General features: G+C 70.4%; 17 protein-coding genes and 1 pseudogene. 13 read left to right on the top strand and 5 right to left on the bottom strand.

The annotated features are described in order from the left end of the window. Positions 1-29: 29 nt before the first annotated feature. Positions 30-758: a spermidine synthase gene (locus tag OG714_RS01680; protein WP_406117994.1), complete on the bottom strand. Its 729-nt coding sequence runs from the start codon at positions 756-758 to the stop codon at positions 30-32. A gap of 101 nt (positions 759-859) precedes the next feature. Continuing rightward, positions 860-1125, bottom strand: a pseudogene (locus OG714_RS01675) (RNase J family beta-CASP ribonuclease); the annotation flags it as partial. 181 nt (positions 1126-1306) lie between these two features. Here OG714_RS01675 and OG714_RS01670 point away from each other — a divergent pair. The 8 genes from OG714_RS01670 (at position 1307) to OG714_RS01635 (ending at position 13745) form a co-directional block, all read left to right on the top strand. Then, positions 1307-3055: a diacylglycerol kinase family protein gene (locus tag OG714_RS01670; protein ID WP_406117993.1), complete on the top strand. Its 1749-nt coding sequence runs from the start codon at positions 1307-1309 to the stop codon at positions 3053-3055. After that, on the top strand, positions 3056-4009 hold the full coding sequence (locus OG714_RS01665) for a YihY/virulence factor BrkB family protein (protein ID WP_406117991.1): 954 nt from the start codon (positions 3056-3058) through the stop codon (positions 4007-4009). After that, positions 4010-4825, top strand: coding sequence for a phosphatase PAP2 family protein (locus OG714_RS01660; protein WP_406117989.1), 816 nt, complete (start codon positions 4010-4012; stop codon positions 4823-4825). Between the two features lie 458 nt (positions 4826-5283). After that, a complete protein-coding gene (locus OG714_RS01655; RefSeq protein WP_406117987.1) occupies positions 5284-8295 on the top strand; it encodes a helix-turn-helix transcriptional regulator in 3012 nt (1003 codons plus the stop codon). A gap of 109 nt (positions 8296-8404) precedes the next feature. Next, positions 8405-8572, top strand: coding sequence for a hypothetical protein (locus tag OG714_RS01650; RefSeq protein ID WP_406117985.1), 168 nt, complete (start codon positions 8405-8407; stop codon positions 8570-8572). A 114-nt stretch (positions 8573-8686) separates the two neighbouring features. After that, the gene (locus tag OG714_RS01645) at positions 8687-12910 is read left to right on the top strand and encodes a carboxypeptidase regulatory-like domain-containing protein (protein WP_406117984.1); all 4224 of its coding nucleotides are present in this window, start codon (positions 8687-8689) and stop codon (positions 12908-12910) included. Positions 12911-13143: 233 nt separating this feature from the next. Continuing rightward, a complete protein-coding gene (locus OG714_RS01640; RefSeq protein WP_406117982.1) occupies positions 13144-13494 on the top strand; it encodes a cyclic nucleotide-binding domain-containing protein in 351 nt (116 codons plus the stop codon). A 20-nt stretch (positions 13495-13514) separates the two neighbouring features. Beyond that, on the top strand, positions 13515-13745 hold the full coding sequence (locus OG714_RS01635) for a hypothetical protein (protein WP_406117981.1): 231 nt from the start codon (positions 13515-13517) through the stop codon (positions 13743-13745). 140 nt (positions 13746-13885) lie between these two features. On the opposite strand, the gene OG714_RS01630 is transcribed toward OG714_RS01635, so the two are convergent. Next, on the bottom strand, positions 13886-14224 hold the full coding sequence (locus OG714_RS01630; RefSeq protein WP_406117979.1) for a MerR family transcriptional regulator: 339 nt from the start codon (positions 14222-14224) through the stop codon (positions 13886-13888). Between the two features lie 1284 nt (positions 14225-15508). Between OG714_RS01630 and OG714_RS01625 the strand changes: the two genes are divergently transcribed. The 5 genes from OG714_RS01625 (at position 15509) to OG714_RS01605 (ending at position 22812) form a co-directional block, all read left to right on the top strand. Further along, positions 15509-16798, top strand: a complete 1290-nt coding sequence (locus tag OG714_RS01625) for a glycosyltransferase (protein WP_406117978.1) — start codon at positions 15509-15511, stop codon at positions 16796-16798. 17 nt (positions 16799-16815) lie between these two features. Beyond that, positions 16816-19071 carry a glycosyltransferase family 39 protein gene (locus OG714_RS01620; protein WP_406117976.1) on the top strand — a complete coding sequence of 752 codons (2256 nt, stop codon included), beginning with the start codon at positions 16816-16818 and terminating at the stop codon, positions 19069-19071. Between the two features lie 49 nt (positions 19072-19120). Further along, the gene (locus OG714_RS01615; RefSeq protein WP_406117974.1) at positions 19121-19864 is read left to right on the top strand and encodes a response regulator transcription factor; all 744 of its coding nucleotides are present in this window, start codon (positions 19121-19123) and stop codon (positions 19862-19864) included. Further along, on the top strand, positions 19861-21399 hold the full coding sequence (locus OG714_RS01610; protein ID WP_406117973.1) for a sensor histidine kinase: 1539 nt from the start codon (positions 19861-19863) through the stop codon (positions 21397-21399). The genes OG714_RS01615 and OG714_RS01610 overlap by 4 nt, the downstream gene beginning before the upstream one ends. A gap of 450 nt (positions 21400-21849) precedes the next feature. Then, the gene (locus OG714_RS01605; protein WP_406117971.1) at positions 21850-22812 is read left to right on the top strand and encodes an expansin EXLX1 family cellulose-binding protein; all 963 of its coding nucleotides are present in this window, start codon (positions 21850-21852) and stop codon (positions 22810-22812) included. Between the two features lie 98 nt (positions 22813-22910). Here OG714_RS01605 and OG714_RS01600 read toward each other — a convergent pair whose 3' ends face one another. Further along, positions 22911-23291 carry a nuclear transport factor 2 family protein gene (locus tag OG714_RS01600; protein ID WP_406117970.1) on the bottom strand — a complete coding sequence of 127 codons (381 nt, stop codon included), beginning with the start codon at positions 23289-23291 and terminating at the stop codon, positions 22911-22913. Further along, a complete protein-coding gene (locus tag OG714_RS01595; RefSeq protein ID WP_406117969.1) occupies positions 23288-24106 on the bottom strand; it encodes an NAD-dependent protein deacetylase of SIR2 family in 819 nt (272 codons plus the stop codon). The genes OG714_RS01600 and OG714_RS01595 overlap by 4 nt, the downstream gene beginning before the upstream one ends. Between the last annotated feature and the right edge of the window lie 319 nt (positions 24107-24425).

Raw genomic sequence — 24425 nt, 5'->3', positions numbered from 1 at the left:
CGACGCCCCGCAGCGCGGACAGCCGATCTTCAGGGCCTGTCCGGTGCTTTGCCGGCCAGGTAGACGGTGTTGGTCGAGGTACCGCCCTGCAGCGGGTTGTCGAAGGCGACGACATGGGCCGCTGTTTGTGCGAAGACCTCGGAGAGCGCGGAGGTGAACTGCGCGTCGGGCGGGTCGTTCGACCACAAGGCGAACACCCCGCCGGGGTGGAGGTGACCGGCGAGCGTGCGGAGCCCGGCGGGCTGGTAGAGCGCCGCGTGGCGTGGGTGGAGCACATGGCGCGGCGAGTGGTCGACGTCCAGCAGGATGGCGTGGAAGCGGCGGCCCGGCTCCTTGGGGTCGAGACCGCACGGACCGGCGGCCAGTGCGAAGAAGTCTCCGTGCAGCAGGCGGCAGCGGGCGTCCGAGGACAGCCGGGCTCCGAGGGGCACCAAGCCCCGCTGGTGCCAGTCGATGACTTCGGCGAGCGCGTCGATCACCGTCAGTGTCCGCACCCGCGGATCGTCCAGGACGGCCTGGGCGGTGTAGCCGAGTCCGAGTCCGCCGACGGCCACGTCCAGCTCGATGTCCGGCAGTTCGGCCAGGGCGAGTTCCGTGAGCGCGATCTCGCCGGTGGTGAAGAGGCTGGACATCAGGAACTCGTCGCCGAGCTTTACCTCGTACACGTCATCCCCCGAGACCGGGTGGCGGCGCCGACGCAGACTGATCTCGCCGATGGGCGTCGGTTGCCAGTCGATCTCTTCGAAGCGCAGGCCCATCCGTTCACCTTTCTGACGTGCGTGGAGGCACGGTGCTGTTGCGAATCGAAACACACTCTGCCCCGGCGCGGGAGCCGGGCGCTGCTGAGGTGACAGCCCGGTCAGGCGTCGATGATGACAGGGATGATCAGGGGCCTGCGCCGGTGGGCGCGGAAGGCCCACTTGGCCACGGCGTGTGCGACGAGTTGTTCGAGCTGGTGGGTGTCGCCGACGCCCTCCTGGGCGGCGTTGGCCAGCGTTTTTCGATGACAAGGACGACCGGCTCGAAAGTGGCGTCGTGGGCGAAGCCGCGGGCCAGGAAGTCGGGGGTCTCGGCGAGGACGCCCGTGCCCGCGTCGACGATGGCCACGACCATGATGACGCTCTCGGGCAAATCCTCTGGTGATCACCAGGTGGATGATTCGCCGACCTGGCCCCGGGGCACGGGCTCGTGGATTCCCACGTGAGGGGGTGTCTGCGCCCCCGCTTCGGGGGCAGACGGCGATGGATCGGGTGCGAACGCCACCCGGCCGTGGACCGCCGCGAGGCGCCGACCCGTGGGAGCCCCGATGCCGACCGCCGTGCCGGGAAGAGCAGCAGGAGCGACAGGGGAGGAATCCGAGGCGGTCCGGCGGGGCTGGTCGCCTGTGCTGCCCCGCGGTACCGGCAGGACCGCAGCGCGCATCGGCGTACTGACCGTCTGTCAGGCCGCCTTGATCGTCGGCTTCGGGCTCCTGATCACGGGCCCGGCCCGGAACGTATGGCCGCTGACGGTCGAGGACCATGCCAACGAGGGGTTCGAGCGGATCCGTACGGGCCCGCTCACCACCCTGTCGTACCTCGGCTCGGAGGCGGGCAACACCCTCACGGTGATCGCGGTCACCCTGTTGACCTGTGTGGCGCTGGTGCTCGTACCCCGGCTGCCGATGTGGCGTCAGGCGGTCTTCCTCGCTGTCGTCGTCTCGCTCCAGGCACTGGTGTTCCTGGCCGTCACCGAGTCGGTGGACCGGACCCGCCCGCACGTGGACCGCCTCGACGCCTCCCCGCCCACGTCCAGTTACACTTCCGGACACACCGGCGCGGCCACCGCGCTCTACGCCGGACTCGCGGTGCTCGTGCTGTCCCGGGTGCGCAGGCCGTGGCGGTGGCCGCTGGCCGGGCTGCTGTTCCTCGTGCCACTGGTTGTCGGCGTCTCCCGCCTCTACCGGGGCATGCACCACCCCACGGACGTGATCGGCGGATTGGCCAACGGCACCCTGTCCCTGCTGATCGTCGGCCGCGCCCTGTTCACCGACGGCTCCGTGGTCGCCGTTCCCGCGCAGCGGACCGGGCACGCCGACACGACCGAGCAGGCCGAGGAGCGCGAGCCCGGCAGCACCGCCGTGATCTTCAACCCCACGGTGACCGACGCGGCGGCCCGCGAGAAACTGCGGCGGATCCTGGAACAACACGGCCACCGCGCACCGAAGTTCATCGAGACCACCGCCGACGACCCCGGCACCGGCCAGGCGGCCGGCGCGGTCCGTGGCGGAGCGGAACTGGTCGTGGTCTGCGGCGGCGACGGAACCGTCCGCGCGGCCGCCGACGCCCTGGCCGGCACCGACGTACCGCTCGTCGTGGTGCCCTGCGGCACCGGCAACCTGCTGGCCCGCAACCTCGGCCTGCCGCTCACCCCCGCCACCGCGCTCGACGCCGCCCTGTCCGGCACCCCGCACCGCATCGACCTCGGCCGCATCGAGGGCGACGGCCTCGCCCCCACCCACTTCACCGCGATGTCCGGGGCCGGACTCGACGCCGCGATGCTGGAACACACCGACGAGCGCGCCAAGTCCGCCGTCGGCTGGCTCGCCTACGTACTCGCCACCGTCGGCACCCTGCGCACACCTCGGATGCGGCTGACGGTCCGGCTCGACGACGCGCCCGTCCTGCACCGCACGGCCCGCATGGTGCTCCTCGCCAACGTCGGCACCGTACAAGGCGGTCTGACCCTCCTCCCGGCCGCCCGGCCCGACGACGGGCTGCTCGATCTGCTGATCCTGGACCCGCGCGGCCCCGGCGGCTGGATGCGCGCCCTGGGCATCCTGATACGCGGACGCGGGCGGAACACGCGACCCACGACCGTGAAGACGCTCGTCCCCGAAGGCACCGGCACGGAGGGAGTACCAGTGGAGTTCCGCACGTTCCGGCGGGCCGAACTCACCTTCGCCGTACCGCAGTCGCGTGAACTCGACGGGGACCCGGTGTCCCACGGCCGGCGTCTCACCGCCGAGGTCAGCCCCGGCGCGCTGACCGTGCTGCTGCCCACCCGGGAGAAGTGAATGGGCACCGCCACCAAGGTCCCCGAGACCCGCGACATGACCGGCGACGAACTCTCGGCCGACGAGGCCCTGGCCTCGCTCCGCCGCTACGGCCGCTGGCCGCTGCTGCGCGACTCCTTCGTCCGGTTCCGCTACGCCGACGGCTTCAGCCATTCCCGCGCGCTCGCCCTGCAGACGGTGCTGGCGGTGATCCCGCTGGCCATCGCCTTCGTCGGGCTCTCCACCGCGCTGCACACGGAGAACATCGGGAGACTCGCCGAACTGACCATCCACCGGATCGCGCAGGGACCCAGCTCCGACATCGTCGACGACGCACTGGACCGAAGCCGCCACAGCGCGGGCGACGGTGACGAGATCGCCCTCTGGTTCGGCCTGCTCTTCTCCCTGGTCAACGTCACCACCGCGATGTGCCAGATCGAACGCGGTGCCAACCGGATCTACGGCAACGAACGCGACCGCCCCTTCCACCAGAAGTACCTGCGCGGGCTCGTGATGTCCCTCAGCGCAGGGATCCCGCTCGGACTCGGGTTCGTCATGATGGTGGCCGGCGGCGACCTGGCCGCCGCGGCGGCGACGGTGTACCACCTCGACGGTGATGCCAGGACCGCCTGCGAGATCCTGCGCTGGCCCTTCGGCCTGCTGCTCGCCCTCCTCTCGGCCAGCGCGATCTTCCGCCGTTCCCCCCGCCGCCGTCAGCCCGGCTACACCTGGCTGGCCTTCGGCGCCGCCGTGTATCTCGTCCTGTGGACGGCCCTGACCTGGCTGCTGAGCCTGTACCTGGACATCAGCGGGTCCTTCGACACGGTCTACGGCCCGCTCAGCGCCTTCATGTCCCTGCTGCTCTGGGCCTACCTGACCTCCATAGCCCTCTTTCTGGGCCTGTCCTTCGCCGCGCAGCTGGAGGCCGCGCGGGCGCTTAGGCCCGGCCCGATCACAGCCGACCCGGGAGTCTGAATGGTGGTGCGCACCACGGCCCAGCGACTGAGTGACCTCCGTCGCCGTCGGGCGGCCGACCGGAGATTCGGCCTCCACCTCCTCGGTTCGGTCGCTGTCGCCGCCGTAGCCGCTGTTCCGTTCGGTCTGCTGCTCGTTCTGGTCGAGGGGCGGTGGCAGCCGCTGCGGCGTCTCGACGCGGGCACGGCACGGCGGTTGAACGAGACCGCTCTCGATCACCCGGCATGGACGGACATCCTGCGCTTCCTGTCCGACCGGGTATGGGACCCGGTCACCCTGCGGACGATCGTCGCGCTGCTGACCGCGTGGCTGCTGTACCGCCGGGCCTGGCGACTCGCTGCCTGGTCCGCCGTGACGGCCACAGCCGGCGGATTGATCGGGCTGCTGGTCAAAACGGTGGTCGAGCGGGCCCGACCGTCCCTGGAGGACCCGGTCGCGCACGCGCCGGGATTCTCCTTCCCCTCGGGACACGCGATGACCGCGACCACCTCGTTCGCCATCCTGCTGTTGGTGCTGCTGCCCATGGTGCCGCGCGCTCTGCGGGCACTGTGCTGGACCGCCGCGGTGGTGTCCGTCCTCGGCGTCGGCTTCACCCGGATCGCACTCGGCGTCCACTGGTTCAGCGATGTCGTGGGCGGCTGGCTCCTGGGCCTCGCGGTCGTGGCCCTCACGACCTGGGCCTTCGAGGCCTGGCGCACCGACGTAGGTCGTGGACCCGCCGGGTTGAGCGAGGGCCTGGAGCCCGAGCTCACCGGCGCCCACCCCGAACCCAGCGCCTCCGTCCGGAAACATCACGGCGGATCCGTACGTGACTGACGACCGAGTGCGCGAGATCCGTGGACCGGGCTGTTCCGAAGGAGCGTCGGGCGGGGAGAGTATCGGGCGGGCGATCGGGCACCTCGTCCGTGGTTGAGTCGGCTCCGGACGTGGCGCCGTGCGCAACACCCGTAGAGAGTGGGCGAGTTCCGTGCACCGGCACCGGCACCGGCACTGACGCCGGCGTCGACGACAGCCATGAGTCACCAGGCCCCGTGCGAAGCACCCGCTTCGCCGTCGGTGGTGCGGCACTGCGACCGGGGCATTGCAACGGCGACGACACGTGTTTGACGATCCGTCAATAAGTGATGCCCCTCAGAATCACTTGTAGCGGCAGCAGTTGCCCTACCCGGGAGCGGTCGGTGCGGCGATCGTGGCATGCTGCGATGTCGAGGCCCGCACGGGCGATCGGAGTTGGGGTCGCACAGGCCCTGGGCGGGGTGGGGAAGGCGGGTCGGATGGAGCGCTCTGCGGAGGGCGGCCTCCCGCGTGTGCTGCCCGGTCTCAGTGCTCCCCGTTTTGTCGGACGGGCGGCCGAACTGCACCGGCTGACGGATGCCCTGGCCCGGCCGCCGGCCACCGTTCTCGTCGAGGGCGAGGCCGGAATCGGCAAGAGCCGGCTCGTTCAGGAGGCGCTGGACGAGCCCGGTGTCGCCGCCCTACGGCCGCTGGCCGCCATGTGCCCCCCGTTCCGGGAGGCCCTCACCCTCAGCCCGGTCGTCGACGCAGCCCGCGATGCCCAACCCGATGTGGCCGAGTTGGCCCTCACACCCCTCGCCGGGGTGCTGCGCCCGCTGTTCCCGGAGTGGGCGCAGGACCTGCCGCCGGCCCCCGAGGCGCTGTCGGACGCGGGCGCCGCCCGGCACCGGCTCTTCCGCGCACTGGCCGAACTGCTGGACGCCATGGGCGTCGGCGTGCTGGTCCTGGAGGACGTCCACTGGGCCGACGAAGCCACCCTGGACTTCCTGCTGTTCCTCACCTCCCGTCGTACCCGCCGGATGAGCCTGGTGCTGACCTACCGTCCCGAGGACGTGGCGCCGGAGTCCGCGCTGATGCGGCTGACCTCCCGGCCCCCGGCCGGCACCGGATACGTACGGATCTGCCTCGGCGCGCTGGACGTGCCACAGACCGCCGAGTTGATGTCGTCGATGCTGGACGGCGAACACGTCTCCGAGACCTTCGCGTCGTTCCTCCAGGAACGGACCGACGGGGTGCCGCTGGCGATCGAGGAGTCCGTCCGGCTGCTGCGCGACCGGGCCGATCTGGTCCGGCGCGACGGCGAGTGGGTACGCAGGACGCTGGCCGACATCGCGGTGCCGCCCACCATCCGGGACGCCGTCGCCGAGCGCGCCTCGCGCCTCACCCCGGATGCGCAACGCGTGCTGCGGGCCGCCTCCGTACTGGCCGAACCGGTCGGCCCTGCCGTCCTCGCGACGGTGAGCGGGCTCCCGGACAACGTTGCCGGAGGGGCCGTGGACGCCGCCGTACGCAGTGGACTGCTGGGCGAAGACCGGGCCGGCCGGGTCAGTTTCCGGCACGCGCTGGCGGCCCGTGCCGTCTACGACATGACGCCCGCGCCCGACCGACGGGCCCTGCACCGGGGAGCGGGCAGCTCACTGCGGGCCATGACGCCGCAGCCGGTGGCCCGGCTCGCCCACCACTACCGGGAGGCCGGGGACACCGGGCAGTGGCGCGAGTACGCGGAACTGACCGCCGACCTCGCGCTGGCCTCCGGGGACCATCGCACCGCCGTCGGACTGCTGTACGAGTTGCTCACCGGGAACGATCCGCCCGCCGCCTCGGTGGCCCGGTGGGCACAGAAGATGCCGGTCCTGGCCTTCGCCGGGCTCGTCGCCCGCGGCGACCTGATCCGCGCGCTGCGCAGGGTGCTGGACGGGGAGGCGCTCGCCCCGCACGACCGCGCGGCCGTCCGTATCCAACTGGGGAGGATGCTGCTGCAGGTGGCCGAGTACGCCGCCGCAACAGTGGAGTTGGAGAAGGCGCTGCCGGATCTGGCCGGCGATCCGTTCCAGGCCGCCTGGGCGATGAACACGCTCGGCAGCCCGCCGAGCACCATGATGTCCGCCGAGGAGCACCGCCGTTGGCTGAACCGGGCGGCCGACGCGGCCCGGCTGCCGATGACGGCGGACCAGCGGCTGGCTCTGGTGGGGGACCGGGCAACTTCCTTACTGGACATGGGAGATGAGACCGGCTGGGCCGTGGCCGCGGAACTGCCCGACACCGCGACGACCCCGGAAGGAATGATGCAGCTGGCCCGCGGCGGACTCAACATCGGCAACTCGGCGCTGCGTTGGGGCCGCTACGACGAGGCCAGGGCGCTGCTGACGACCGGGCTGGCCAGGGCCGAAGAACACCGGTACCAGCGGCTCCAGGACATGATCCGGGTGACGCTGGTGCACCTGGACTGGTTCACCGGCGCCTGGGACGGACTGGCCGAGCGAGCCGCCGCCCTGGCAGGGGTGGAAGAGGAACCAGTCGTCCAGCTGGACGCCCTGCTGATCACGGCCCTGCTGGACCGGGCGACCGGCGGCGGGGGAGCGGATCCCGGCCCCGTGGCGGTGGCGGTGGACGAGGGTGGGCTCGGGACCGTCGAGGAGCGGCTGCGCCAGGTGCTCGACGCGGGGTTGCGGCGGGGCATCGTGGATCTGCCGCTGGAGCCCGCGGCGGCCCTGGCGCGGATCCGGCTCGCCGAGGGGTCGGCCGCCGAGGCGGTGGAGCTGACGGACGGACCGGCCGATGTCGTGGCCCGCAAGAACATCTGGTTGTGGGCCACCGAGTTCGCACCCGTGCGGACCGGCGCGCTGCTCGCGGTCGAACGGCCGGACCGGGCACGGCAGTTCGTCGCGGACCTGGCCGAAGGGCTCAGTGGCAGGAACCTGCCGGCGGCGGACGCGGCCCTGGAGACGTGTCGCGGAGTCCTGGCAGAGGGAGAGGGCCGCAGCGTCGAGGCAGCCGCCGCGTTCGGCCGGGCCGCTACCGCCTGGAGGCGCCTGCCCCGGCCGTACGAGGCACTGCGCGCGGCCGAACGCCGGGCCGGCTGCCTGCTGGCAGCGGGGGACAGGGACACCGGACTGGCCGAACTCGCCCGCGCGCAGGCCGGGTTCACGGCTCTGGGAGCCCGGACGGACGCCGCCCGGGTGCACGGCGCGCGCCATGCGGCCGGGGCGCCGGTACGTGAGGTGTGGCGCGGCGGGCGGCGCGGCTACGGCGACCAACTGTCCCCGCGCGAGCTGGAAGTGGTCCGGCTGATGCTCACCGGTCTGACCAACCCGGCCATCGCACGGGCACTTTCCCGTTCCCCGAAGACCATCGCCGCGCAACTGAACTCCGCGATGCGCAAATACGGGGTTACCTCGCGTACCGCACTCGCGGTCAGCCTCACCCAGGCGGGAATCACCCCGGCGGAAGGCCATGCCACCGGCGCGGAGTCCCCTCGGTCCGATCTTTAGGTCATCCGCCCCATCGCGAGGACCCGCGGCAGGCATCGATACTCAGTGCGCGCAGGGTCCGCGAGCCCGCCTTCACCTGGACATGACCGGAGAGGCATCCATCCGTCGGATGAGCAGCACACCTCCTGAACCGAAGTCCGACGTGCCGCCCGCCGAAGAGCGACACCCCGAACCAACGCCCGCCGCACCGGGCGTACTTGCCGACGACGCGACGCCAGACCCCGCCTGCGGCGACGACCCGTACAACGACCCGTACACCGGTTACGAACCCCTCTGATCCCGGCCCGATCGGGCCCGAACGCGACGAAAAGGGTGCTCCTTGCTGTCCCCCTTGCTGTCCTCCTTGTTGTCTTCAAGACGTGCGCGCGTACGCGCACCCCTCTCCCTTCTCATGGCCGGCTGTCTCGGCGCCGGAGCTCTCGCCGCGATATCACCGGCCACCGCCGCCGCGGCCACCCCCACTTCCTCGGCCTCCTCCGACGCCGACTCCTCCAAGGCCTCCGACCTGCTCAACGCCGTGCCGCAGGACAACGTCCCGCAGAACTACGTCCCGGCCGGCTGCAACAACCCGAGCGTCGAGGAAGGCGTGGCCCAGTGCTTCGCCGACGTACGCACCGCCTCCGACCACATCGTCCGGCCGCAGGCGACCGCGCCCCCGTCCACGGCGCTGGGCCCGGCCGACATCCAGGCGGCCTACAGCCTTCCCGCCAGCGGTAAGGGCAGGACGGTCGCGATCGTCGACGCGTACGGCAACTCCCACGCCGAGGCCGACCTGGCCGAGTACCGCGAGCACTACGGGCTGCCGGAGTGCACCACCGCCAACGGCTGCTTCCGCAAGGTCGACCAGAACGGCGGCACGGACTACCCCGCCGACGACGCGGGCTGGGCACTGGAGACCGCGCTCGACCTCGACGCCGTCTCCGCCGCCTGCCCGGCGTGCAACATCCTTCTGGTGCAGGGTGATTCGGCGAGCCTGGACGACCTGGGCGCCGCGGTCGACACCGCCGTACGCCTGGGCGCCAAGTACGTCTCCAACTCCTACGGACTGCCCGGCGAGGGCGCCTTCCAGACCGCGTACGACCACCACTACGACCATCCCGGTGTGGCCGTGGTCGCGTCCACCGGCGACACCGGCCATGTCCAGAACTGGCCCGCCACCAACCCCAACGTGGTGGCCGCCGGCGGTACCCGGCTGACCCGTACCGCGGACACCGAGCGCGGCTGGACCGAGTCCGCCTGGACCTCCGGTGGATCGGGCTGCTCGCTGTACGAGGCCCAGCCCGCCTATCAGAGGGGGCTCGGCACCGGCTGCGACACCCGCGCGACGGCTGACGTCTCCGCGGTCGCCGACCCCGCGACCGGCCTGGCCGTGTACAGCACGGTGGGCAGGGACGGCTGGCTGCAGGTCGGCGGCACCAGCCTCTCCGCGCCGCTGATCGCGGCGATGTACGCGCTGGCGGGCACCCCCGTCGAGGACACCTACCCGGTGACCTACCCGTACATCAACGCCTCCGGGCTGACCGATGTCACCCAAGGTGCCAACGACGACTGCGGCACGGTGACGTGCACCGCCGGCACCGGCTGGGACGGCCCGACCGGTCTCGGCACCCCGGTCCGCGTGTCCGCGCTGGCCTTCGGCGTCCATGGAACGCTGTCCGGACGGGTCACCGACAGCAAATCCGGCGCCCCGCTAGCCGGCGCGGCGCTGGCCGTCTCCGAGGAGGCGACAAACGGCCGGGAGTACCGCGTCACCACCGACGCCGACGGTGCGTACAGCCTCCCCGTCGCGGTGGGCAACTACCGGATTGCCGCCACCGACTTCGGCTATGGGGAGAACACCCGCTCCGGGGTCAGCGTCGCCGAGAACCAGAGCACCACCGCCGACCTGGCCCTGGTGAAACTGCCCACCCGCACGGTGTCCGGCACGGTGAAGGACGGCAGCGGGCACGGCTGGCCCCTGTACTCGAAGATCACCATCGCCGGCTATCCGAACGGCGCCCTCTACACCGACCCCTACACCGGCAAGTACAGCGTGGAGCTTCCGGAGAAGGCCACCTATGCCCTCCATGTGGCCCCGGTCTACCCCGGCTACCGGAGCACGGACCTGAGTGTCCCGGTGGGCACGGCCGACGTACGTACCAACGTCGCGCCGGACGTGGACCTGACGGCCTGCGTCGCACCCGGCCACGCCTACCCGGCCTCGACCGGCTTCGAGGGCTGGACCGGCACCACTCCGGAGCACGGCTGGACCGTCGTCAATCACGGGACGGACGGCGCCGCCTGGGACTTCGCCGACAAAACGGTGTGGAACTTCACGGGCGGAACCGGGAACTGGGCCTCCGCGAACCCCTACGGCCGGGGCGGTGTCCCGGAAGACACCGAACTCGTCTCACCCACCTTCAGCCTGGCAGGCCAGACCTCACCCGTCCTCGGCTTCGACGCCGCCTACGCCCCCAGCAAGGACTCGACGGCAACCGTCGACCTCAGCCTCGACTCGGGCGCGACATGGACCACGGTGTGGCACCGGGACACGGCCGAGTACCTGGGCCACGCGGAGGTTCCCCTGCCCCAGGCGGCAGGCGCGCAGCACGTGAAGGTGCGCTTCCACTACTCCGGCAGCGGCCTGTCGCTCTGGCAGATCGACACCGTCACCGTCGGCTCCTGCGCCGCCGTGAGCGGAGGCATCGTCGCCGGACAGGTCGTCGACGGCAACACGGGCGACGCCATCACGCCCGCCACCGTCACCGACACCGCCGACCACTACGCGACGGCGACCACCGTCGCGACCCCCGACGACCTGGCGCTGGCCGACGGCTACTACTGGCTGTTCAGCGAGCCCACCGGACGTCACACCTACCGGACGGCCGCCGCCCGCTACTCCACCTCGACCGGCACCCTCACCACCCGGCCGGACAAGGTCAACCGGTTCGACCGCACGCTCAAGGCGGGCCGCCTGAAGGTGAGTTCGGACGCCCTCTCCGTCAGCGAGACGCTCGGCGGATCAGGCAGCAGGAAGATCACCTTCACCAACAAGGGACAGGCGCCGCTGCACGTCAACCTCGGTGAGCAGAGCACCGGTTACACCTCACCGACCGGCACCCCCACCACCACGTCGGACTCCTCGGCAGGCGCCCCGACACTGCGCGTCAAGGGCAACTACGCACCCGGACCGATGAGTTCCACCTCGTCGGCGTCGAAGGGCGCGTCGAGCGACCAGTCGGCAGCGGCAGCAGGAGCAGGAGCAGCGTCGACCGGGCCCTGGACCGGCATCGCCGACTACCCCGAGCCCGTCATGGACAACGCGGTGGGCACCTACCAGGGCAAGGTCTACTCCGTCGCCGGAGTCTCCGGCATCTTCGGCGGGGAGTACCTCACACACAGCTATGTGCACGACCCGTCCACCGACGCCTGGACGCCCATCGCGGACCTCCCCGAGGTCCTGGAGTCACCCGGCGGGGCGTTCATCAACGGGACCATGTACGTCGCCGGCGGCTGGGGCAGGGACCATGCCAGCGCCTCGCTCTACGCGTACCACCCCACCACCGACACCTGGACCCGCCTCACGGATCTGCCCCAGGCGGTCGGCATGCCCAATGTGACCGTCCTCGACGGCAGCCTGTATGCCATCGGAGGCTGCACCGGATCCGGCTGCAACGACATGGTCAGCACCGTCTACCGGTACACCCCGGCCACCGACACCTGGACCCGCCTCGCGGACTACCCGTTCGACATGGAACGCGCGGCCTGCGCCGGCATCACCGGTGAACTGGTCTGCGCCGGGGGCCTCTCGGGCAGCGACGCAAAGGAGGAGACCTACCGCTACAGCCCCTCCGCCGACACCTGGACCCGTGCGGCCGACATGCCCGACCCGCGCTGGGGCGCCATCGCCAGTGGGAACGACGGCAGGCTCCAGGCCGTCGGCGGCATCGCCGCACAGGACGCGGTCAACACCGTCGTCGAATACGACCCGGTGTCCAACACCTGGTCCGACCTGCCCAACTCCGGCTCCACCGTCTTCCGGGCCGGCGGCGGCTGCGGGATCTACCGCGTCGGCGGCATGATCTCGCTCTCCGAGACCGTCTCCTCGGCCGAGGTCCTGCCCGGGCACGACCAGTGCGACGGCGACGACGTCACCTGGCTGTCGACGGACCGGACCTCGTTCGACCTGGCCCCCGGCCGTTCCACCACGGTCACCGTCCGCGCGGACGCCTCCGCCGTCGCCACGGCCGGCACCTACACCGCGCGGCTCACCTACAGCACCGACGCCCCCTACGCCGGAGCATCGGTCAAGATCAGCCTCAAGGTCACGATCCCGCGGACCTGGGGACATCTCTCCGGAACGATCACCGACAGGCACACGGGAGCGCCGCTCGCCGGGGCCACCGTCCAGATCTGCCCGGCAGCACACGCCGGAGCGACCGGCTGCGACCGCCGCGTCCACACCGTACGCACGGTACGCACCGACTCCGACGGCCACTACGACCTCTGGCTGGACACCCGCCCGGGCCCACTGCGGATCACGGCCTCGGCTGCGGGCCACCGCCCGACATCCAAGGAGGTGACCCTGCTGCCGGGCCGCGCCACGACGGCCGACCTGTCGCTGACCGCGACCTGACCCCACCGCCACCCGTTCATGTCGCGCCCACCCCGACGCTCTGTCCGGGTGGGCGCGGCTTCGCCTTCTCCCTGTGCGCACCCCGAGACGGATGTCCCTCGGGGGGTGTGGCCGGTCTGCGCCGCGAGGAACTGGCAGTGGTCGCCGTGACGAGCCAGCCGTACTACGCGCGACTGGAGCAGGGGCAGTCCACCGCTGCTCCGGAGCACTCCACGTGATGCGTCATCGAAAACATGTGTCGCAAAAACACGTGGAAGGAACCTGACCGCCACACGCGTGAACTGTTACGTCGAACCGGCCCCGAGTGCGGCACCGCCCGCACCGATGAGGCGCGCTTCGAGTCGGGCGCGGTGCTGCTGAGCGGGGGCGCACAGGACCGGCACGTTCTGCTGTTGCTCTCCGGCTTCGCCAAGGTGACGGCGACCGTGGAGAACGGCGGGATGTCCCTGCTGGCCGTGAGGGTGGGAGGAGACACAGTCGGGGAGGCGGCGGCCATGGACGGGGTGCCGTGCTCCGCCGCGGTGGCGGCCTGCGGGCCGATGCCGGTACAGGTGCTCCAACCGGCGTATCGCACGGCCTGTTGATGCGCCGGCCGGAGGTGTCCGTGGCCCTGACCGTGATCGTCTCGGACCGGTTGCGGTCGGCCAACAGGCGGCGGCTGGACTTTCGCGGCTATCCGGCGAAGGTGCGGCTGGCCCGGCTCCTGGTGGAAGTCGCCACTGCCTACGGGCGTCCGCAGGACGGTGGCGTTGTCGTCGGCTGCCGACTGGCCCAACCGGAGATGGCGGCGCTGACGGGGGGCCGCCGAGACGACCGTCCACAAGTGCCTGCGTGAGCTATGCGAGGACGGCGACTCTGAACCGTGAAAGCTGACACAGACGCTACCTGCCCACACTCCGCGTCATCCGACAAAGCGATCACTCCGAACACCGGGATCGGGAGTACGGTGCCCGCCGGTGCCGACGGGCACTCGTCTCAGGCTGTGGCGGTCGGGTTCGCCGCTTCTGCGGTGCGGCGGTATTCGGCGTTGATGCGCTGGGCTTCTTCGAGCTGGTCTTCGAGGACGATGATGCGGCAGGCAGCCTCGACGGAAGTGCCGTGGTCGACGAGTTCCCGGGCGCGGGCCGCGATGCGCAACTGGTAGCGGGAGTAGCGGCGGTGCCCGCCCTCGGAGCGGAGCGGGGTGATCAGGCGCGCTTCGCCGATGGCGCGCAGGAAGCCCTGGGTGGTGCCGAGGAGTTCGGCGGCCCGGCCCATCGTGTAGGCGGGGTAGTCCTCGTCGTCGATACGGCCGAACGAGTCGTCTGCTGTCATTTGCACCTCTCTGTGGAACGCGTCGAGGGGCCCTGGTGCTGGATCGCACCAGGGCCCCGAAGGAACTGCTACACCATCTGCCGGCCCTCGTACTGCGCCGGCCCTCTGTTTCCGCAGCCCCGACCGGCATGCTGCCGGGGCTGCTGGGATCGCGGTTGCTTGACCGGAGACCACCTCACTATCGATGTCCTGCGGTACCCGGGTTCAAGATGTCGGCCCGGGCGATCCTGATGGCGCTCGGCTCCTCCGTTCTTCCCTCTGGGATCAACTACTTACAAGCGGGGTACTGCGTACTGCTGGTGATGCGAACCGCTCAGCGGCCTGTGACAGCGCCGCTCTCCGGCAGCCAGCCCCGTCGCCCGTCCTGCGTCTGCCCTGGCTTGGAACCCCACTGCCGAACCTCCCGGTGCGCGCGTCCGCAGCCGACGCCTTCACCGAGGTGCTGCTCACTTACTTCACTGCTGGGTACCGCGAACTGCACTTTCGGGTACTGCGTACTGCTGGGTCCTGCTCATGGCGGCCCCTGATCACTGCGGGCCACCCGGTACGGTCGCCAGTCCCGTCGCCGTCCTGCAACCGCTCTGGCTTCGCGACTCCACCACCGCACCGTCCTGCGAACTGCACTTGCATGTACTGCCGCCTCGCAGTTCGTGTCTGCCAGGCCCTGCTGTCTCTCTGGGCTACGAGAGAACCATAACCACGCCCCAGGTCCAATGTCTACTCCAACAAACACAGATTTCCGCGCGTTCGACAGAGAGGGAATCGCCCTCGAACAGCGGGAGACGCAGGAGCAAAGGCTGCCGGGACTGTTTCCAGGCCGCTCCTCGCCCCGCTCCCGAGCGGTCGCCTTGTGTGCGCTCCAGCATCTCGGTCGGCTGCCGCTGCGCCGGAGGCTGGTTTCATGAGTGGCGGCTTTGCCCCTGGCATCTGTCCGGGTTGCCCTCGTCGTTCATGGCGACGGCTGAGACGGCCCCGAGCCGCGTCGCGGGATGTGTCGTGGCCAGGTGGCCTGACGATGAACCGCCTCGTTGACGGGCGCGTGGCACGGAAGGTGAACACCTCGGAGCCGCTCTGCGGTGTCGCCACCGTCATCGCGCGATGGAACCCCCTGGTGCGGTCGCGCTCCAGGCGGGTCTCGGGAGCGCTTTCGGTCATTGATCTGACTCCCCATCAGTTCTCGCTGTTCTCTCCTGACCTCCACAGGCGTGACGGCAACAGTGAGGCCGCGGCCCCGGGCCAGGGTCCTGAGCCGCAGTCTGCCGTCCCCTCACGCCTGAGGAAGCTATGACCCCCACCCCCCACCTCACCGAACTCGGCGCCCGTGTGGAGCGTCCCGCCCCCTTCCAGCCCGTCGAAGGTTCGCTTCTCCCCAACTCCGGCACCGCGACGGTGGACATCGTCGTTCCGGTCTACAACGAGGAACGAGCCCTGCCCGGGTGCCTGCGCACGCTCCACGCCCGCCTGTCCCGGGGCTTCCCCTTCGCCTGGCGGATCACTGTCGCCGACAACGCGAGCACCGACGAAACCCTGGCGACCGCACGTCGCCTCGCGGACGAGCTGCCCGGGGTCGGTGTCGTCCACCTGGACCGCAAGGGCCGCGGACTCGCACTGCGCACGGTCTGGGGCGCGAGCGACGCGGACATCGTGGCGTACATGGACGTGGACCTCTCCACCGGCCTCGACGGACTGCTCCCGCTGGTCGCACCTCTGGCCAGCGGGCACTCGGACCTCGCGATCGGATCCCGGCTGGCTCCCGGCGCGCGCACGGTGCGCGGGCCGCGCCGCGAGTTCGTCTCCCGCTGCTACAACGGCATCATCCGGCTCACCCACGGGGTCCGCTTCACCGATGCCCAGTGCGGATTCAAGGCGGCCCGCACCGAGGTGCTCGGGCCGCTGCTGGAAGCCACCCGCGACGACGCGTGGTTCTTCGACACCGAGCTGCTCCTGCTCGCAGAACACAACGGACTGCGTATCCAGGAGATCCCGGTCGACTGGGTCGAGGACGTCGACACCCGGGTGGACGTGGTGACCACCGCCAGGGAAGACCTGCGGGGCCTGTGGCGCATGGCGCGGCTCAAGGCGTCCGGTGAGGCCCGGGTCGAGGTGCAGTCGCGCCCCGAGCCGACCGCCGAACATCCCGACGCCGTCCTCGCACCCCTCGCGCGGCGCGGTGTGCTGTCGTGGGAGGTCGGCTGTTTCGTCGCGATCGGCGTCATCTCCACGGTCGGACAGGCCCTGCTGTACTGGCTGCTGCGCGGTTGGTGGTCTCCGGCCGTCGCCAACCTGATCTCGCTGTTCGGTCTCACCGTCCTCAACACCGAGGCGAACCGACGCCTCACCTTCCGGCACTCCACGGCCCGGCCCGCCCGTGCGCACCTCGGTGCCGGGGGCCTGTTCGTGCTCGGCTACGTGGTCACGTCCGCGGCGGTGCTGTGGTTCAAGTGGCTCGATCTCGGTGCCTCACCGGCCGCGGAGACCGCGGTCCTCACCATGGCGTCCGTCCTGGTCACCTGCATGCGCTTCGCCGTGCTGCGACTGGCTGTCTTCGCCGACCCCCGTAGCCGTATCCGTTGATGAGAGCGAATCCAGACATGAGCAACTACGCGCACATCAGGCCCGCACCGGCGGCATCGGCACACGACGGGAAGCGCGCGAGTTCGAGTACGTCCGTCCGTCGACTCCCCGCGTGGGCGGCACCCGCCGCGCTCGGAGCCATCCTCGTGCTGGCGGCCGTCCTGTACGGCTGGGCCCTGAACTCCCTGGGCTGGGGGAACAGTTACTACTCGGCGGCCGTGAAGTCGATGGGGAGGAGCTGGACCAACTTCCTCTTCGGCTCCTTCGACCCTGCAGGCGTCGTCACGGTCGACAAGCCGCCGGCCGCGCTGTGGCCGCAGGTGATCAGCAGCAAGATCTTCGGGATGCACGGCTGGGCGCTGATCCTGCCGCAACTCCTCGAAGGCGTGGCCGGGGTGCTGGTGCTGCACCGCACCGTGCGCCGCTGGGCGGGGGAGAGGGCGGCGCTGGTCGCGGCTCTCGTGCTCACCCTGACCCCCATCACCGTGGCCATCAACCGGGACAACAACCCGGACACACTGTTGGTCCTGTTGCTGGTGTCGGCGGCGTACGCGCTCACCCGTGCGCTGCAGGCCGAGGGCCGGGCCGCGACCTGGTGGCTGTGCGCGAGCGGCTTTCTGATCGGGTGCGGATTCCTCACCAAGATGCTCGCCGCCTGGATGGTCGTTCCCGCGTTCGCCGTCGCCTGGCTCGTGGGAGGAAGCGGCGCCTGGATACCGCGAGTGCGGCGTCTGCTGGGCGCGGGGGCCATCCTGGCGGCGTCCTCCCTGGGGTGGGTCGCCATGGTCGCCCTGTGGCCGGGCGACCGCCCCTACATCGGCGGCAGCAAGGACGGCTCGGCCTGGGACCTCGTGATCGGCTACAACGGACTGGGACGGGTTTTCGGCTCCAGCGACGGGATGCCCCAGGGGATGGGCGGATCAGGCGGCGGATTCGCCGGCGGATTCGGCGGTCAACCCGGCCTCAGCCGCCTGTTCGAGGCACAAGTGGGCGGCCAGATCAGTTGGTTGCTGCCGCTCTGCGGGCTGGCTCTGGTCGTCGCCGTCGTCGGTGCGGTACTGCGCCGGCGCGGCAGGCTGTCGGACACCGCCGTGCTGCCGGCCTCCGGCTGGCTGTTGTGGGGGACCTGGCTGGTGGTCTGCGCGGCCGTGTTCTCGACCCAGAAGGGCATCTTCCACCCGTACTACACCACTCAACTGGCACCGGCGATCGCCGCGTTGTGCGGCGGACTCATGGCTGCCCTCGTCCGTGTCCACCGGGCCGGCCTGCGCTGGGCGCCCCTGGTGGGCGTAGCCGCGGTCGTGGTGAGTGTGACCTGGGCCGTTGTCCTGGTGCGCCGTGAGCCCGACTGGCACGGCTGGCTGGTGTGGCCCGTGCTGCTGGCCGGTTGCGCCGCGGTCGTCCTGCTGGTGCTCTCACAGCGCCGTGGCAGACTGCTGACGGTCGCCGGCTGTGCCGCGGTCGCCTCGGTCGTGCTGGCACCGGGAGCCTGGGCGGTGACCGTACCCGGCTCGACCAGCATGGGAGGCTCCAACCCGACGGCCGGGCCGACGACGCTCGGGTTCGGCGGCGGTGGCATGCCCTCGCAGGGCGCGGACAGCGGAGGCCTTCCCTCGGGCATGCCGTCCGGGATGCCGTCGAACATGCCGGGCCTTCCCGGCGGGGGCGCCTCTTCGGGACAGACGGGTGAGCCCCCGTCCGGCCGAGTGCCTTCCGGCATGCCCACAGGGGGAGCGAACGGTATGCCGGGTGCATCCGGGGAAGCGGGCTCGAACGACAGCGGTGCACCCTCGTTCCCGGGTACCGGCTCGGGAGGAGCCCCTGGTGGGCGCGGCGGCTTCGGCGACGGGGAACTCACCGCCGAGCAGCGCAAGATTCTGCAGTACGCCGTCGAACATGCACCCGACGCACGCATCAAGCTCGCCGTCGAGGGCGGTGCCCTGAACGCCAGTGCCTTCATCCTGGGCACCGACGAAACCGTCATCGGTATGGGTGGCTTCACCAACAGCGACAACGCGCCTTCGGTGGCCCAGTTGGAGAAGTGGACCAAGAACGGCGAACTACGCTACATCCTGGGCTCCGGCACGGGCGGCGGCATGCCGGGCCTGTCCGGCGGCTACACCAAGCAGCGCTCCGACTGGATCGCCGACCATTGCACCAAGGTTCCGGCGTCGGCATACGGCGGCACCTCCGGCACCTCGTCACAGAACAACGGCGGCGGTGCGATGGGATCGGGAGGAGGCAACGTGCTCTACGACTGCGCCACCAAGTAACCGACGCCCGAACGCCGGTCGCGACACGGCAGAATGGACCAGCAGACGCATGACCGAGCAGCCCGCAGTCGCACGGCCGCGGCATCGGCTCCTCGTGGTCGAGGACGAGCCCAGCATTCGCAACCTGCTGGAGGCGACGCTTCGCCTGACCGGATACGAGGTGAGCGGCACCGACACCGGCCGGGCGGCCCTCCTGGAGGTCGAACGCTTTCAACCGCATCTGGTGCTGCTGGACGTGATGCTGCCCGACCTGGACGGCTTCGAGGTGACCCGCAGGCTGCGGGAGGCAGGCGACGACTGTCCGGTCCTGTTCCTGACCGCCCGCACCGGCACCGACGATCGCATCACCGGCCTCAGCGCCGGAGGGGACGACTACGTTGCCAAACCCTTCAGCATCGAGGAGGTGCTGCTGCGCATCGAGGCCATTCTGCGCCGCACGGCGCCGGCCGCCGAATGGCGGGCGGCGCCGAGTGTGCTGCGCTACGCCGACCTCGAACTCGACGAGGGCGCCCACGAGGTGCACCGCGCCGGACAGTACATCGCCCTGTCGCCAACGGAGTTCAAGTTCCTGGCCTACCTTCTGTCGAACGCGGGACAGGTGGTGAGCAAGGTCCAGATCCTCGACCACGTCTGGAGCTACGACTTCGCGGGCGACGCCCGGATCATCGAAACGTACGTCAGGTACCTGCGCAGGAAGATCGACCGCTTCGAGCCGCCGCTGATCCACACCGTGCGCGGCGTCGGCTACTGCCTCAGGCTTCCCCGCGACCACGCAGGGACGCCGGACCAGTGACCCGGTTCCTGCCCCGGCCGCCCAAGTCGCTGCGCCGGCGCCTAGTCCTCGGCGCCACTCTGCTCGCCACCGCGGCAGTGCTGACCTCCCAGGCGATCGGCTATGTAGTGCTCCGCTCCTGGCTGCTGGACCGCGTCGACGAGCAGCTCGTCGAGTTCCATCCACCGGCTCTCGTCTACTACGACGCGCTCCAAGGCAGGCTCCCGGATCCGGGAGGACAACAGGATGTGCTTCCCTCGGACTTCCACATCTACTTCTACGACTCCTCCGGGAGCCGCCTGAACAACTCCCTGGGCTCCGAGGCCAAGCCAGGACCTCGGTTGGCTGGTCAAGCGGAGGGCCTCGGGCTGCAGGACGGGCACCCCGGAACCGTGTCCGCCGTCAGTGGTGACGGCCGCTGGCGGGTGTTGCTGAACCCCGGTCCGGACGGCATGAGCGCGGTGGTCGCCCTTCCGCTCGACACCGTCGACGGCGCCACATCGAAGCTCCTGTGGTTGAACGCCGTACTGCTCGCCGTCACGGTCGTCGCTTTGATCGCCCTGGGCCGGTGGGTGGTTCGTCTGGGGCTGCTGCCCCTGACCAGAATGGAACGGACGGCTCAGGACGTCACCGCGGGCCGACTCGATCTGCGCCTGGCAGACACCGATGCGCGTACCGAGATCGGACGACTCGGCCGGGTCCTGAACTCCATGCTCGACCGCCTGCAGAAGGCGCTGCTTGCCCGAGAGGCCTCGGAGGCCCGCCTTCGCCGGTTCGTCGCCGACGCCGGGCACGAGCTGCGCACTCCGCTCACCGCCATCCAGGGCTACGCCCAGCTCGCCCTTCGCCCTGAACCGCGTTCGGCCCTCGAACGAAACGAGGCCAACCGGTTCATCGCACAGAACGCGGAACGCATGAGTCTGCTCGTCGACGATCTCCAGTTGCTCGCGACCCTGGACAAAGAACCTTCCTACCGCAGGGAGCGGGTCGACCTGGTGTCCCTCGCGGCGGACGCCGTCAGCGCCGCCGCCGTCCACAGCGAGTCCCATCCCGTCGACCTCGGCCCGCTGCACACCCTGGCCGATCCCACCGGAGGGGAGGAACTCGATGTCGCGGAGACGCTCGGCGACCCGCACCGGTTGCAGCAGATCGTGGAGAACCTGCTTTCCAACGCCCGCACCCACACCCCGCCGGGCACCCGGGTCCATGTTCGTGTCGGCACGACCGAGGCGGGTCCCGGAACCGGCGGCACTGACCGGCTCGGACGCACCACCGCTTCACCCCCGCTGCCGGAGGGCCTGCCGATCGGTGTGATCGAGGTGGCGGACGAAGGGCAGGGCCTCGAACCCGTCGACGCCGAGCTCGTCTTCGAGCGCTTCTACCGCGCCGACCCCGCGCGCTCCCGCATCCACGGCGGCAGCGGCCTCGGCCTGGCCATCGCCGCGACCATCGCCGAGGGCCACGGCGGCCGCCTCGAACTCGATACGACCCCCGGCCGCGGCTGTACCTTCCGCCTGGTTCTGCCCGCAGCCGACTCCGGCCAGGAACGCCGCTGATCCCGCGCGTATGGAGGGTGCGACCCTCCGTCAGGACCGAGAGTGACAGCGGTCGGTGCGGTCAGCGGAGTTCAGCGGATACGTGCGGAAGAGTCCTTGGCGGTGACAGCGCTGGATGCGATCGGCTGACCGGTCACCAGGACCGCGTCGACGGCGAGCGGATCCTCTTCCGGGGCCAGGGGCCGTCCGTCACGGCGCCGTCCCACCAGGCTGCCCGCTCACCCCGCCTCACCAACCTGCTAAGTCAGTGACCCGCGCCCGAGGAGCAGGCCGTGCTCCCGTCTGAGGATCCAAGGGCGGGAGCACGGGAACCACAAAGACCGTGCCCGGCACTTCTGTCCGGCTGCTCGTGCTCCGGGAACCAGCCCGCCGAAAAATAGGCGGCAACCTTTTCGCCGCCTGTGACCACTGAGCAGTGCAACACCGACTCGCTCTTTCGAACGGATGGACATGCACGAGACAACACGTCAGGCGGCGCGGCAGCGCAGGCGCAGACGCCGGCTGCTGGTGGGCACCACCACGGGGGTGATCGTCACAGGACTTCTCGTCTGCCTGGTCATGACGATGCAACCAGACCGTAAGGAGGATGCAGGGCAGGCGACGGCCACGGCCGTCACCAACGCCCAGGAGACTCTCCCGTCGGCCTCACCGGGGCACGAGCCCTCCTCGGCATCCCCGTCCCCATCTGCGACCTCCGCGACACCGTCGGCCAGTGGGACGCTTGCGAAGGCTTCCCCGCCCAGGTCGGCGGCGGCGTCAAAGGTCTCCCCGCGGAAGGCTCCCGTCACGACTTCGCTGGCCGGGCGGATCCGGCCCAAGGTCACCTACCCGGGGGTCGCCACGGTCTACAAGGCCGGGGTCGGGGATGGCGCCTGCTCGTACGGCCCGAGCAGCGACATGATGATCGCGGCGATGAACACCACCGACTACGAGACGTCCAGGGCGTGCGGGGCGTACATACGCGTCCGCGCGGCGAACGGCGCCTCCGTCACGGTCCGGATCACCAACGAGTGCCCGCTGCCCTGTGCACCGGGGCAACTCGATCTCAGTGAACAGGCCTTCGCCAAGCTGGCCCCTGTCTCGACCGGCCGGCTCGCGATCACCTGGAGCCTGCTGAGCCCTGACGCGGTGGGCACGATCTCGATCCGTTACAAGACCGGGTCCAGCCCCTACTGGTGCGGCATCCAGGCGATCGGCCACCGCAACCCGCTGGCTCGGCTGGAGGTCCGTACCAGCGGCGGCTGGCGCCAGCTGGCCCGCACCGACTACAACTACTTCCTCTCCCCGGACGGCAGCGGATGCGGCGGCGCCATCAGGCTCACCGACATCTACGGAGAACAACTGACCGTCAACGGGATCGCGGTGCGGCCTGACGTCGTGCAGCCCACGCGGGTCCAGTTCGCCCGACACTGACCCGACCGCCCTGCCGGCCCCGCGCGAACGGGTCGCTCCGGGGCGGCAGTTGGCGGAGACCAGGGCTCATGGCCGGTGTGGAGTGCGCGGGGCGGGGGTCAGAACATGGTGTTGTCGTTGTTGGAGGTGGGTGGGATCACCTGGAGGACGTCCCAGTGTTCGACGATCTTGCCGTCCGCGTCGAAACGGAAGATGTCGATGCCGGCGTATTCCTCGGCAGGCCAGGTCTGGTGGCAGTGCAGGATCACGTGATCGCCTTCGGCGAAGGCGCGCTTGACCTCCACCCGCTTGCCCGGGTACTCGGCGGCCATGCGCTCGAAGTAGTCGACGAAGGCCTGCTTGCCGTCGCCGACGTGCGGATTGTGCTGGATGTAGGTGTCGCCCGTGTACCGGTCGATGGCCTCCGCGGGGCGGCACTGGTTGAACATCAGGTCGTAGAACGCCTGAGCCGTGGCTTTGTTCTTCTCGGGGTCGCTCATGATGCCACCGTGGGGTCGGGTGCCGGTTGCGGCACGTTGAGTGCGTCGAGCAGGTGATCGGCGTCGGCGGGGACGGACAGGGTCCGGTCGGCGATGTCGACGGGGGCCTCGGGGTGGGTGGGGTTGACACGTACGAGGCGTGCGTGGGGGATCTGCCGGGTGAGGTGTTCACCCGGCCATCGGATGACGCCGGGGGTGTTGAATCCCGCGCCGAATTCGAGGATGAGCAGACGGGCACCGGCGGTGGATCCCAGCCAGTCCTGGAGGCGGCGGCCTGCGGGGAGGTAGGGGGCGTCGATGAACTCGGGGCCGATGCGGACGTTGATCTCGACCTCGCCGCCGCAGTTCGGGCAGCTGGGCAGGGGGCCGGTCACGGCGCCGGTGGCCCGGTCGTACGTGGCGAGGAGCTGTGCGACGAGGGGGGTGGGTGTCCCAGGTGGTCGGGGTGCAGGGGGTCGTGCACTGGTAGCGGCCGTAGTCGCCTTGGGGGTGAATATCCGGTCGGGGGCGAAGCCGTTGCGGGCGAAGAGGGCGTCCACGTTGGATGTCATCACCCAGTGGTCCGTGCCGTCGACGAGGGAACTCAGGCGCTGGTAAAGGGGGTTGGGGTCCGGGGAGAAACGGATGTCGTCGACGTGGACGGCCCAGTAGCCCCACCACAGCTCGGGTGGCAGGGGTACGCCGATGAGGTAGCGGGAGCGCAGGCCGAGGCGGTGCAGGGCGGGGAAGAGTTCCCGGAAGCGGTCTTCGTCGCCGTAGTCTCCCCGCCGAGAAGGGCGCCGAGAAGTTCTACCTCGGTACGGTACCCACCCCACGGCCCTCCGACGGTGAGGTGCTCGTCGAGGTGAAGGCCGTGGCCCTGAGTGCGTGGGAGAAGGGGTTCGTCCAGAACGACGACCCGCGTTCGCTGAGCCGCAGGAACAGGCGGAGAGCGGTCGGTCTCGGCCTGGAGTTCGCTGGCGTGGTCCGCTCGGCCTCACCGACTGGATCCTCACCGAGGACGAGTGGTGGACGATCCACGACCAGCACCCAGTCCGAGGTGTACGGGGAGGCATAGAACTCGACGAGTACAAACGTATGGCCGCGTCCGACTTCAACTGGACTCGCGTCACAGGCAGTGAGCGGCGCCTTGCT

It is taken from the genome of Streptomyces sp. NBC_00989 (assembly GCF_045162655.1).
Lineage (GTDB): Bacteria > Actinomycetota > Actinomycetes > Streptomycetales > Streptomycetaceae > Streptomyces.
This window is presented reverse-complemented; position numbering and strand designations above follow the sequence as displayed.

Coding starts and splice junctions, on each gene's coding strand:
- OG714_RS01680 (WP_406117994.1), bottom strand. CDS start 758: ATGGGCCTGCGCTTCGAAGAGATCGACTGGCAACCGACGCCCATCGGC.
- OG714_RS01650 (WP_406117985.1), top strand. CDS start 8,405: ATGAGCAGCACACCTCCTGAACCGAAGTCCGACGTGCCGCCCGCCGAA.
- OG714_RS01620 (WP_406117976.1), top strand. CDS start 16,816: ATGAGCAACTACGCGCACATCAGGCCCGCACCGGCGGCATCGGCACAC.
- OG714_RS01605 (WP_406117971.1), top strand. CDS start 21,850: ATGCACGAGACAACACGTCAGGCGGCGCGGCAGCGCAGGCGCAGACGC.
- OG714_RS01625 (WP_406117978.1), top strand. CDS start 15,509: ATGACCCCCACCCCCCACCTCACCGAACTCGGCGCCCGTGTGGAGCGT.
- OG714_RS01615 (WP_406117974.1), top strand. CDS start 19,121: ATGACCGAGCAGCCCGCAGTCGCACGGCCGCGGCATCGGCTCCTCGTG.
- OG714_RS01630 (WP_406117979.1), bottom strand. CDS start 14,224: ATGACAGCAGACGACTCGTTCGGCCGTATCGACGACGAGGACTACCCC.
- OG714_RS01660 (WP_406117989.1), top strand. CDS start 4,010: ATGGTGGTGCGCACCACGGCCCAGCGACTGAGTGACCTCCGTCGCCGT.
- OG714_RS01600 (WP_406117970.1), bottom strand. CDS start 23,291: ATGAGCGACCCCGAGAAGAACAAAGCCACGGCTCAGGCGTTCTACGAC.
- OG714_RS01670 (WP_406117993.1), top strand. CDS start 1,307: ATGCCGACCGCCGTGCCGGGAAGAGCAGCAGGAGCGACAGGGGAGGAA.
- OG714_RS01655 (WP_406117987.1), top strand. CDS start 5,284: ATGGAGCGCTCTGCGGAGGGCGGCCTCCCGCGTGTGCTGCCCGGTCTC.
- OG714_RS01645 (WP_406117984.1), top strand. CDS start 8,687: ATGGCCGGCTGTCTCGGCGCCGGAGCTCTCGCCGCGATATCACCGGCC.
- OG714_RS01665 (WP_406117991.1), top strand. CDS start 3,056: ATGGGCACCGCCACCAAGGTCCCCGAGACCCGCGACATGACCGGCGAC.
- OG714_RS01640 (WP_406117982.1), top strand. CDS start 13,144: ATGTGTCGCAAAAACACGTGGAAGGAACCTGACCGCCACACGCGTGAA.